Source organism: Veillonella atypica KON, from assembly GCF_002959915.1.
Lineage (GTDB): Bacteria > Bacillota > Negativicutes > Veillonellales > Veillonellaceae > Veillonella > Veillonella atypica.
This window is the reverse complement of record NZ_PPDE01000008.1, coordinates 235,874-248,184: the sequence shown is the minus strand read 5'-3', so window position 1 is coordinate 248,184 and position 12,311 is coordinate 235,874. Positions and strand designations below refer to the sequence as shown.

The 12,311-nt window shown below is 37.5% G+C and carries 12 protein-coding genes; 1 reads left to right on the top strand and 11 read right to left on the bottom strand.

The window, feature by feature from the left end:
* Nucleotide 1: 1 nt before the first annotated feature.
* The 11 genes from rsmD to VAHSUH02_RS05055 all read right to left on the bottom strand — a co-directional run bounded on the left by rsmD (nt 2) and on the right by VAHSUH02_RS05055 (nt 10,278).
* Complete coding sequence (gene rsmD / locus VAHSUH02_RS05105) at nt 2-553, bottom strand: 16S rRNA (guanine(966)-N(2))-methyltransferase RsmD (protein ID WP_005383220.1); 552 nt, start codon at nt 551-553, stop codon at nt 2-4.
* A gap of 69 nt (nt 554-622) precedes the next feature.
* Complete coding sequence (locus VAHSUH02_RS05100) at nt 623-1,621, bottom strand: NAD(P)H-dependent glycerol-3-phosphate dehydrogenase (RefSeq protein ID WP_005383218.1); 999 nt, start codon at nt 1,619-1,621, stop codon at nt 623-625.
* Between the two features lies 1 nt (nt 1,622).
* Entirely contained in the window at nt 1,623-2,216 is a 594-nt protein-coding gene (gene plsY, locus VAHSUH02_RS05095) for a glycerol-3-phosphate 1-O-acyltransferase PlsY (protein ID WP_005383216.1), read from the bottom strand.
* A gap of 39 nt (nt 2,217-2,255) precedes the next feature.
* Entirely contained in the window at nt 2,256-3,590 is a 1,335-nt protein-coding gene (gene der, locus VAHSUH02_RS05090; protein ID WP_005381310.1) for a ribosome biogenesis GTPase Der, read from the bottom strand.
* A gap of 115 nt (nt 3,591-3,705) precedes the next feature.
* Nucleotides 3,706-5,604, bottom strand: a complete 1,899-nt coding sequence (locus tag VAHSUH02_RS05085) for a bifunctional 4-hydroxy-3-methylbut-2-enyl diphosphate reductase/30S ribosomal protein S1 (RefSeq protein WP_005378840.1) — start codon at nt 5,602-5,604, stop codon at nt 3,706-3,708.
* On the bottom strand, nt 5,595-6,215 hold the full coding sequence (locus tag VAHSUH02_RS05080; RefSeq protein ID WP_005378899.1) for a lysophospholipid acyltransferase family protein: 621 nt from the start codon (nt 6,213-6,215) through the stop codon (nt 5,595-5,597). The genes VAHSUH02_RS05085 and VAHSUH02_RS05080 overlap by 10 nt, the downstream gene beginning before the upstream one ends.
* Nucleotides 6,216-6,890 (bottom strand): (d)CMP kinase, encoded by a 675-nt coding sequence (gene cmk / locus VAHSUH02_RS05075; RefSeq protein WP_005378996.1) that lies wholly within the window; start codon nt 6,888-6,890, stop codon nt 6,216-6,218.
* Nucleotides 6,891-6,959: 69 nt separating this feature from the next.
* Complete coding sequence (locus VAHSUH02_RS05070; protein WP_005383207.1) at nt 6,960-8,210, bottom strand: BaiN/RdsA family NAD(P)/FAD-dependent oxidoreductase; 1,251 nt, start codon at nt 8,208-8,210, stop codon at nt 6,960-6,962.
* Nucleotides 8,207-8,932, bottom strand: a complete 726-nt coding sequence (locus tag VAHSUH02_RS05065; RefSeq protein ID WP_005378808.1) for a pseudouridine synthase — start codon at nt 8,930-8,932, stop codon at nt 8,207-8,209. Before VAHSUH02_RS05065 ends, VAHSUH02_RS05070 begins: the two co-directional genes overlap by 4 nt.
* A gap of 13 nt (nt 8,933-8,945) precedes the next feature.
* Complete coding sequence (gene scpB / locus VAHSUH02_RS05060) at nt 8,946-9,530, bottom strand: SMC-Scp complex subunit ScpB (protein ID WP_005383194.1); 585 nt, start codon at nt 9,528-9,530, stop codon at nt 8,946-8,948.
* Between the two features lies 1 nt (nt 9,531).
* Nucleotides 9,532-10,278 carry a segregation and condensation protein A gene (locus tag VAHSUH02_RS05055; RefSeq protein ID WP_005383193.1) on the bottom strand — a complete coding sequence of 249 codons (747 nt, stop codon included), beginning with the start codon at nt 10,276-10,278 and terminating at the stop codon, nt 9,532-9,534.
* 168 nt (nt 10,279-10,446) lie between these two features.
* On the opposite strand from VAHSUH02_RS05055, the gene VAHSUH02_RS05050 reads away from it, so the two are divergent.
* The gene (locus VAHSUH02_RS05050) at nt 10,447-12,279 is read left to right on the top strand and encodes a phosphoethanolamine transferase (RefSeq protein ID WP_038148773.1); all 1,833 of its coding nucleotides are present in this window, start codon (nt 10,447-10,449) and stop codon (nt 12,277-12,279) included.
* The last annotated feature ends 32 nt before the right edge of the window (nt 12,280-12,311 follow it).

Genomic DNA, 12,311 nt, shown 5'->3' with positions numbered 1-12,311 from the left:
TCTAACTCCTTTCACTATGTTTCACAAAATATGAAACAAGGGTGTAACCAAATTTTTGTTCCTTTATACATTCCCATTCTGGTGGCATGGTGAAAGCCTCATCTTTATGATGTTCCAAGACTAAAACACCATCATCAGCTAATGCATCATGAGCCACAACAAAATCAATAGTCTCCTGTATAAAGCCATTTTCATATGGTGGATCAGAAAAAATATAATCGAACTGCTGGTCACCTATAAAATGTTTCAATTGTGAAAGTTTCTTAGGTATGATTTGAATTCGATCCAACACACGACAATGTTCCGCATTCTCTCGAATTAATTTACCAGTTCGATAATCAACAGCAATCGCTGATTCAGCTCCACGACTGAGCGCTTCAATGGCAACTGCACCAGTACCAGAAAATAAATCTAATATACGAGTACCAAATATACCGCGATGCGCTAATACGTTGAAGATACTTTCACGAACACGATCCAAGGTGGGACGTGTATCCATCCCCTTCGGAGCTTTTATAGTATGGCCCTTTGCAGTGCCTCCGATAATTCGCATACAATCCTCACTAGATTATACTCATTAATTATAGTATATAAATACCTAAAATAAAAGTATCTTTTACAATTATGATACTTCGATTTTACTATCTCGGCCCATCAATTCTTGCAATGCTAATTGAGGGGACTTCTCTTCATATAATACCTCATATAGTGATTGTGTGATAGGCATTTCTACATGGTGTTTTATGGCCATATCTCGAATAATAGATGTTGCAAAAAAGCCTTCTACCACCATATTTGTATGATTCATAATGTAGTCCATTGTTTTACCATCTGCTAGCTGTTGTCCTGCAGCACGGTTACGACTATGCTGGCTCATACAAGTAGCGATTAAATCCCCCATACCAGCTAAGCCTGCATAAGTTTCTTTTCTTGCACCGAGAGCTAAACCAAATCGAGTCATTTCATGTAGACCACGAGTTAGTAATAAAGCCTTACAATTATCTCCAAGAGACAATCCATCAACGATACCAGCAGCCAAGGCTATTACATTTTTTGTAGCCCCTGCTAATTCAACACCAATATAATCGTCACTCGTATATATACGAAATTCTTTGCTGTGTAATGCCTGTTGTACCTTTTTACCTATGTCCATAGATGTCGTACCTACTACGGCTGCAGCAGGTAAGTTTCTACCAATTTCCTCAGCGTGATTAGGACCGGATAAAACAGTTAAATGGCATCCGACAGAGGATAATTCCTCCTTCATGACTGTAGTCAATAACTTACCACTTTCCCGTTCTACACCTTTAGAGCATAACACGTATATTTGATCTTTGTGAGCATATCTTTTTAAATTCTGTAAAGCTGTGCGCACATGAATAGATGGTGTAACAATCAGTACAATATCAGCCTGCTCAATAGATGTTTGTAAATCAGAACTAATGATGAGTTCATCAGGCAATATAACACCAGCTAAATATGACTTATTTTCCCTGTACTTAATAAGTTCATCCTTAAACTCTGAACGTCTGCAATATAAGGTTGTATCATTTCCGGCCACTACAGATTTAATAGCAAGAGCTGTCCCCCAACTACCAGATCCGATGATGCAAACTTTCATATTACTCTCCTTTTTTAACGCGTTCTACCTTTAATTCTTTACCAGCTAGTAAACGAGAAATATTTTCTCGATGACGTATGATAACAAACAATGCAGCTAGCGCACCAAATCCTACAAACCACCAGGATTCACCCATTACATACATCAATACAGGAACAAGCGCAGCAGCTACTATAGAACCTAGAGAGACTAATTTAGTGAAATATACAATGATGCCCCAAATAGCAAAACAAATAACTGCAACTATTGGAGATAATGCAATGAGTACCCCCAAACCAGTTGCAACACCACGTCCACCTTTAAAGCCAAGAAATACTGACCAATTGTGTCCAACCATGGCCAAAATGCCACCTAGAATCATGTACATGGGATTTAAATGGGAAAACAAAAATACCCCAATGGCACCCTTTAATGCATCACAGAAAAATACAGGAAGCGCTGCCTTTAAACCAATAACACGATATGTATTTGTAGCACCTATATTTTTGGATCCATATAGACGGACATCTGTATTGAAAAATAATTTACCAATAATGAGTCCGCTAGGAATTGAACCGATTACATAGGCTAATAACGCATACCCTATAATAGGCATAAAATCATTCACAACTCTCACCCTTACCCTTTGTACTTATTACTCTTCATCTTCACGTTTTTTACCACGAAGGATTAATCGAATTGGAGTCCCTTCGAAGCCAAAACTTTCACGTAAACGATTTTCCAAGAAACGCATATACGAGAAATGAATTAATTCAGGTTCATTTACAAATAGGATAAATGTTGGAGGTTTAACACTGGCTTGTGTCATATAGTAAATTTTTGGAATTCTACCATTACGGGATGGAACTGGATTTACAGTTTGAGCATCTTGTAGTAATTGATTTAATGTACCAGTAGAAACACGACGATATTGTTGTTCTGATACGAATTTAAGCATATCAGCTAAACGATGAATACGTTGTTTTGTCAATGCAGAAGCAAATAGAATTGGTGCAAATTGCAAGAATCCTAACTCATCATAAATGTCTTCAGTATATCTCAATGTAGTTTTATCATCTTTTTCTACAAGGTCCCATTTGTTTACTACAATGATAACACCCTTGCCAGCTTCGTACGCATAACCGGCAATTTTTTTATCTTGTTCTGTAACGCCATCAACGCCATCTAATACAAGTACAACAATATCAGAGCGATCAACGGAACGAAGAGAGCGAACAATGCTGTAACGTTCAACAGCTTCATCAATCTTGGATTTACGTCTCATCCCCGCTGTGTCGATAAGTACAAATTTTTGATCCCCATGTGTCCAGTGCGTATCAATAGAGTCCCGAGTAGTGCCAGCTACATCGGAAACGATAACGCGATCTTGACCTAACAGTGCATTGGTCAATGATGATTTACCTACATTAGGACGACCAATGATGGCCACATGAATGGTATCTTCCTCATCTACATTAGTTCCTACCGGTGGGAAATGTTTAACCGTATCATCTAATAAATCACCTAGATTCATTAAATTCTTTGCAGAAATACCAATTGGATCACCAAGTCCCAAATTATAAAACTCATAAATATTAGGTTCTTGATTTACACTGTCAATTTTATTCACTACAAGGACTACTGGTTTTCCACTAGTACGTAAAATATTGGCCACTTCTTCATCAGCCGGTACAATACCTTGCTTGCCATCAACCACAAAGAGGATTACATCAGCTTCTTCAATAGCGAGTTCAGCTTGTAAACGCATCATTTTAGGAATAACATGGCTGTTCTCTGTTACAAACTCGATACCACCTGTATCAATCATTGTAAACTCACGATTAAGCCATTCTGCATCGAAGTAAATTCTATCTCGTGTAACGCCAGGTATATCCTCGACGATAGAAATTCGTTTATTAACAATGGCATTAAATAATGTAGATTTACCTACATTTGGACGACCAACTACGGCCACTAATGGTTTTGCCATACTTTCACCTCTTTTATTATCTATATACATCACTTCATTTTATCATATTAAAGGGAATGTACGCAAAAAGGCTAATCAAGGAAAACCTTGATTAGCCTCATTAAAAGATTCTGAATTATTCAGCGTCTTCTTCTGTTTCTTTTGCTTCCATCAACTCAGTCAAAGCCAAGCCCAATTTCTTTTCATCTTTGTTAAGAGAAATGATTTTAACTTCAACTTCTTGACCACGGTTCAAGTAATCTTCAACTTTAGCATTACGTTGTTTTGTAATTTGAGAAATGTGAAGTAAACCTTGAATATCATCGTTAACAGCTACAAATGCACCATAAGCTACCAAACGAACAACTTTACCAGTGATTACATCACCAACGTGTAAAGTTTCTTCAGCAACATCCCATGGGCTCTTAGTTAAAGCTTTTAAGGACAAGGATAATTTGTTGCTTTCAGGGTCGAAAGATTGTAATTTAACTTCGATTTCTTGGCCAACGGAAAGAACATCTTCCACTTTTTTAATTTTTTGCCAAGAAATGTCGGAAATATGAAGTAAACCTTCAATACCACCGATATCTACGAATGCACCATAAGGCATGATTTTACGAACGATACCTTTATAGTTTTCACCAACGTTGATATTTTTCAATGCTTCAGCTAATTTTGCTTGACGTTCCACTTCAAGTACTGCACGGCGGGAAAGAACCAAACGGTTTTTCTTTTCGTCGATTTCAAGAACTTTTGCTTCGAATTCAGTACCAACCAAGTTGTCCAAAGATTTTACGAAATGCACATCACCTTGGGACAATGGAATGAAACCACGAAGGGATTTTACTGTTACCACCAAGCCAGCTGGGATAGCATCGATACCTTTACATACGATAGGTTCGTCTTTTTCTTGAGCTTCGATAACATATTGCCAATCTTCATCTTTAGCCAAACGAGTCATGGAAAGATAAATAGGATTATCTTCTTTGATGTGGTTCATGATAACTGCTTTAATTTCATCACCATTTTTCAACACATCTTTGGCAGAGTTTGGTGCTGGATAAGAAATTTCAGTTCTATTCAAAATTGCTTCAGTTTTGTAGCCAAAAGATACCCATGCGCGTTCATCTTCAACTTGTACTACTTGACCTTCTACAACGTTTCCTTTCTTAAATTCTTCTTGACCTTCTGCTGCTAATAATTCTGCAAAATCTTTCATTGTCTCAATGACCTCCTTAATAATCCAGTCGGGAGTCGATGCTCCTGCTGTTACTCCTACCGTCTGTACTCGGTTAAACCATTCCAGTTGTAATTCAGTAGAAGTTTCAATGTGATATGTTGTACATCCAACGTCTCGACAAACCTCTGCCAATCGATTCGTATTGCCGCTGTTCTTACCACCTATCACAATCATAAGATCTACGTTACGAGCTAATTCAACGGCAGAATTCTGACGCTCCTGAGTTGCATTGCATATCGTTTTGAAAATCTTAAGATTCTTAGATTTTTTCTCTAATATCTCTATTATACTGTTAAATTTGAATTGTGAAAAGGTCGTTTGAACAACTACACCCATTTTTTCAACAACTTGTAGATTTTTGGCGGATTCTTCATCTTCGATGATTATTCCTTTGTTATTCGCCCATAAATTAATGCTTTTAACCTCAGGATGGTTTTTTTCACCCAATATAACCAGTGTCATACCATCTTCGATAACAGATTTTGCATCTTGTTGAGCTTTTTTCACATGTGGACAAGTGGCATCCAAAATGTTTAAGCCTTTCTCTTCTGCTTCTTCGTAAATTGCAGGGCCCACACCATGAGACCGAATAATCATAGTTCCTTCATCAATGTCCGACACCTCTTGAATCGGGCTAACACCTTTACTCTCTAAACGACCAACTACTTGTGGGTTATGAATGATAGGACCCAATGTATAGCTTTTACCATCGCTATCAGCAGCTTCATTGGCCATTTCAACAGCTCGTTTTACGCCATAACAAAAGCCATGATTTTCAGCTAAAATTATTTCCATAACGTCTCCTCTATGCGATTTTCATGATAGGAATCAATCATGCGTTGAATTTCACCCTTTACGCGATCATTAACCTCTTTAATAGCCTCAGGTGTCGGTTTAGCTTTACTAACAGGTACCTGTTTACCAATGATGCAAGCAACTTGGTTTCTCTTCATATTATGAGAACCGATAATGGCAACTGGGGTAATACCAATTCCTGTACGCAACGCAATGGATGCGGCCCCATCGTGAAAGCGTCCTAATTTTCCATTCTTTTGACGATTACCTTCTGCAAAAATTCCTAATACTTTATTATTCTTTAATAGTCCTAATGCATGACGAATTGCTATTTTATCTATAGCTCCACGATTTAACGGGAATGCACCAAGCCAGGTACAAAAAAATCTTGAAATTGGATTTACAAATAATTCCTGTTTTGCCATAAAGTGTACGTGCCTAGGCAATGCATAGCCGCAAATAGGTGGATCGTTATTACTTAAATGATTTGGCACCACAATAACCGGACCTTCCATAGGGAAATTATCGCGACCATAAACCTTTAATCCATAACCGACTTTATAGCGCAACCAAAAGGCAGTTCGCCAAAGCCATGTAGAAAATTTGTTCATTTAGATTCGCTCCTGTACTAGATGTAATATATGTTCTACAGTTTCATCAAATGTCATTTCACTGGAATCGACCAATACAGCATCCTCTACCTGAATCAATGGAGATTCCTTTCGATTCTTATCCATATCATCACGTTGCATAACACTGTCTTTAATATCCTCTAAAGTTTGTTCGTTAACTGTACCCTTCACTTCTAAGTAACGGCGCATAGCACGAGCCTCTACAGAAGCGGTTAGATATATTTTTAATTCCGCATTAGGTAATACAACGGAACCGATATCACGTCCATCCAATATAACGCCACCAGCTTCTGCCATAAGTCTTTGTCGTTCAACCAAATATTGACGCACCCCTTTATATGAAGCCACTATAGATACAGCATTGTTCACTTGTGGCGTTCTAATAAAATCAGTCACATCTTGACCAGCAATAAAAACCTTACATGAATCATCACTGGCCTCCATAGTAAGATCTAATTCTGGTAATAATGCTTCCACTGCCTTTTGATTATTTACATCAATATGATTATGCAATACAGCCCATGTAACAGAACGGTACATAGCACCTGTATCGATATAAAGATACCCCAGTTTTTTTGCCACTATTTTAGAAATAGATGATTTTCCAGCGCCTGCTGGGCCGTCAACAGCAACGGCAATTTTATGTGTATTCATAAGTCCCTGTATCACTTTCACAAATTATATAAAATATACTATTCAATCATACAGCGTAAAATGTCTCTATTAAAACGCCTCAGGGTGAGTTATATGCATAGCTGCTACATATCCTGTAGAAAAGGCAGCCTGTAGATTATATCCACCTGTAAAAGCATCAATATCCAATACTTCACCTGCACCATATAAACCTTTAACCAACTTAGATTCCATAGTTTTAGGATTAAATTCTTTAAGAGAAATACCACCAGCAGTAACAATTGCCTCTTCTACAGGACGTAATCCTTTCACGGTAAGAGGCATATGTTGCAACATATAACCGATTTGTTGTCGTTCTTCCTTTGAAATCTGATTAATCGGTTTTTGTGGATCAATACCGGCCAATTCAATAATTAATGGTATCAATCGACTTGGTAACAAATCTTTCATCCCATTAATTAATTGTTTCTTAGAATAGAGATCAAAATCTTTTTGTAATCGTTTATCTAATGTCTCTGGAGATAATGCGGGTTTTAAATTGATATCTAAACCTATAGTGCCGATATTTTTTTTGCGCATCAATTTTCCCACCGTATGACTAAGGGATAAAACGATAGGACCGGTAATGCCAAAATGGGTAAACATCATTTCCCCAAACATCTTGGCTTGTACCTTATTCTTAGCAACTACAGACAATTCAACATTCCGTAGGCTAAGCCCCATTAAATCTTTTACCCAGGACTCTTCCGTTACAATCGGTACTAAAGATGGACGGATATCGGTAATCTTATGGCCTACTTGAGCCGCCAAAATATATCCATCACCAGTAGAACCGGTAGCAGGATATGATTTACCTCCCGTAGCAATAACCACGGCATCAGCGTGATAGGTTTCTTTGTCTGTCACAACACCGGTGACAACACCATCATCAATCAAAAGTTTCTTAACTGGTTCCTCAAGATGAACATCTACACCATAGTGTTTCATAAGCTTCATAAAGGTATTTCGTACATCCAGTGCAGAATCTGAAGCGGGAAATACGCGGCCACCTCGCTCTACCTTGGTTTCTAAACCAGCGTCGTGTAATAACTGCAACAAATCTTCATTGGTAAAGCGCTCGTAAGCACCATATAAAAACTTACCATTGCCCGGTGTATTTTTAATAAAATCAGACATATCACAAGCATTCGTAATATTGCAGCGTCCTTTGCCGGTAATGCCCATCTTTTTACCAACATAGTTCATTTTTTCGAGAAGCGTTACCTTTGCCCCTTCTCGACCAGCAATGACAGCAGCCATTAGCCCTGCTGCACCACCTCCGATTACTACGACGCGCTTCATTTAGAAGCTCCTAGCGCTTTAAGTGCACTTACTTCACGTTGTGTCAATTGACGAACACCACCGCGCTTAACACCACTTAATGTTAATCCACCATAAGCAATACGTTTTAAATTATGAATTCGGTAACCAAAATGTTCAAACATACGACGTACTTGTCGATTACGACCTTCATGAATAGTAATTTCTACTTCGTGAACCCCATTGTGGTCATCAAATCCTAAATCTACAAGTGTAGCAGGTGCTGTCACACCATCTTCAAGAGGCACACCATCGGCGATAACCTGTAAATCTGTATCATTTACACGCCCCTTAATACGAACTTCATATGTCTTTTCAACGCCTTTAGATGGATGTGTAAGATTCTGAGCTAGTTCTCCATCATTTGTTAAAAGCAATAAACCTTCCGTATGTAAATCAAGTCGTCCAATTGGATAGATACGGCGTTTTTCATTTTTAATATAATCCATTACAGTTTCCCGTCCTTGTGGGTCTGTAACAGATGTAATAACACCTTTCGGTTTATTCATTAAATAATACACAGGTTTTTCCACGGCTAATAATTGTCCATCAACCATGACCTTATCTTTCATAGGATCAACCTTAACACCCAGTTCCGTCACTTTACGTCCATTGACACGTACCTTACCAGACGCAATTAATTCTTCTGCCTTACGACGAGAAGCTACACCACAGCTGGCGATAAATTTTTGTAATCGTTCCATATTATATCCTTTTCTATATGGTCTCTGTTCCATCCTCATTAGGAGATTCTATTAAGCTTTCGTCTTTCACACTGTCTATTGATACACCTGACATATCAGACTCTGCAGTATCTAGCTCTTTGTGCAAATCATCAATTGAAGTAACACCTGTACTTCGCAGAAATTCATCAGTTGTGCCATACAGAATAGGGCGACCTACCGTATCCTTATGACCCAACTCAGCAATTAATGAGCGAGACAATAATTGTTTAATTACCTTGTCGCTATTAACACCGCGTACCTCTTCAATTTCAGCTTTTGTAATTGGTTGTTTATATGCAATAACCGCTAGTGTTTCCATAGCTGCATTAGATAATTTATCCTCTTTTTTACGTATATGACCAATATACATAGCCGATTCTGGTGCACTTACCAGTTCCACACCAGCAGCAGAGATTCGCACGCGAATACCGCGTTTATGGGATTCTAAATCAGATGCTAAGTAATCTATCAATATCAAGCTATCTTGTTTTGAAAGCTTAAATATATCTTGAATGACATCAATAGAAATAGGTTTAGCCGCAGAAAACAATACCGCTTCTAAATCTGATATGCCCATGCTACTCCTCCTCTACTTGTACATCCCGTTCACCAATGATAGGTGCGGTAAAAATAATATCATCATTTTCGTAAAACATGACTAATTCTTGTTGTTTTAAAAGTTCTAGCACAGCCATGAATATTGTTACCATACCACTTTTAGATTCTATAGCAACAAGTAGCTCACGAAACGCCAATCGTTCACCACGCCTTGCACGACTCGCTAAGGATACGATCATATCCTCTAAGCTATATGCATCTTTCTCAACAGTTACTTGACGAACCTGTTGTTCATCTTCAGATTCAACGGTCTTATGTAATACAGAATAGAATATATCATATAATTTAGATAGTTCTAAATTATAATAACTATCTAAACCTAATACACTCGTTTCCTCAGGGCGACTAAACACATTCGACTCAACCGATGCTTTTTCCATTAATAGCTGAGTAAAATCTTTTATCTTTTTAAACTCTACTAACTTAGCCACTAATTCGTCTCGTGGATCTTCGCTTTCATCTGGTTCCGGTTCAACCTTAGGTAATAGCATACGGGACTTAATTTGTAATAATGTAGATGCCATTACAAGGAATTCACTACTATAATGGATATCAAAATGATTCCAATTATCTAGGTATTCTAAATACTGACTTGTGATTTCAACGATTGGGATATCCGTGATTTCAATTTTATGTTTTTCAATTAAATGTAAAAGTAAATCGAGAGGTCCCTCGAATACATCCAATTTATAATTATAGTCCCCCATGAATCCCCATTCCTTAACGATACTATTTCATAACTATATAATTATATCGTAAATCGAAAATTTCTTCTACGTTCACCATATATAATTGTATTTTTTAGTATTCTTTGTTATCTTATAATGTGAAGAAAATTATATATTTGTTGTAATCTCCTTTAGAAAGGATACATTATGTTGTCATCAATGAAATCATTGATTCAAAATCCTATTTTGCGCTTTGGCATTATAGGCATAGTGCTCTACATTGCACTATTTTTTATTTATGAACCTATCACATTAGGACTTGATGTAGAGGATATTACAATCCTTGCGGTACCGACCATGGTTGGTATGTTTTTATTCCAATACTTTATGAGTTGTACCGTATTTCATCGTGCGTTCTTAGGATATGGTTTAGTAGGCTTACTATGGGGACTCACATTTCCATTATTATTTCATTGGTCTTATGTAAAACCTCTATATTTCTATGAGTTTGCCAATGATTTTCTATTCGGCTTACTTCTATTTATGGGGCTTTCAGGTATCCAATATTTGGTAACCCAAACGGGACGTCTACAGAAATTAACATCAGCTATACTAGCTTTATTCTCTTCGTTCCTTAGTCTTATTCCATTATTACAAATTGGTTATTATATAACCACCTGGCACTGTTTAACACCAGCAAGCCTATTGGCCGTATACATGACAAATCCTGAAGAAGCCTTTGGATTCTTAAAAAATGCTGCTGGTATTCCCGCCCTTATCGCTATCGTCATAGGCCTTATTTTATGGACACTCTTCCTATATTGGTGCAACCTAGGTATGAAACGAGTTGTCGATTTTAATACAACACGGCCTTTACGATTAGGTGTACTCATCGCATCCATGGTAGCATTTATCGTATATGTACCATTCTTCTTATTTCCTCAAACATGCATCGTAGCCAATTGGACGGCTGCTGGTAATTATGTTAAAGAAATGCAACAATACAACGATAATCACCATCTTGTATTTGATTCATTCAATTTGGACACAAAGGATACGACACCTACTAAAACGCCTGGAACTATCATTCTCGTTATCGGCGAATCCAGTTCCCGTGACTATATGAAGGTCTACAATCCAAAATTCCAATACGATGACACGCCTTGGCAAGAGGATATGCGCGATCACAATAAAGATTTTATCTTCTTTAATCATGCATACTCTTCCTACGTACAAACAGTACCAACCTTAGAACGTGCCCTTTCAGAGCGCAATCAATATAACGACCGACCATTCTTAGATTCAGCTAATATTTTGGATGTAGCTAAAAAAGCAGGTTACACCACATCGTGGTTCAGTAACCAAGGCGTATTTGGCGAATACGATACAGCTATTTCTTTGATGGCTAAAACGGCAGATACTACAAAGTGGGCTCACGAATCCTATGGCTTCTCTGATTTATATGATGAAGCATTATTGCCATTATTAAAAACAGCTGATCCAAGTAAAAATAATTTTATCGTAATTCATATTATGGGCAGTCATATTTATTATAATGACCGCTATCCGCATGAATTCAGTAAATGGAAAAAAGGTCCCAATCCTGAAGGTATCGAGGCTTATGCTAATAGTCAGCTCTATACAGATTGGCTGTTACAACAAATCTACACCTATGGTAAAGATAATTTAAATCTTCAAGCTATGGTTTATTTCTCTGATCATGGTGAAAGCGTTGACAAGTCCCACAATCCAGACACCTTTGATTTTGTGATGACTCACATTCCATTCTGGATGTACTTATCGCCTCAATATCGTGCAGCATATCCTCAAACGGTATCAGCACTCGATAGTCATGAACATCAATATTTCACAAATGATTTATTATACGATACATTAGTTGGTCTCATGCATGCACCAAACAGTCGTTACGATAAAACAAGAGACTTTAGTAATAGTGCTTATCGATTTAATTTACACAATTTAACAACACTATTAGGTGAACAGCCATTAACAAATGACCCAGTTAATGCAGGCCAATAACATACACTAATACAACAATAGCGACGATTGAT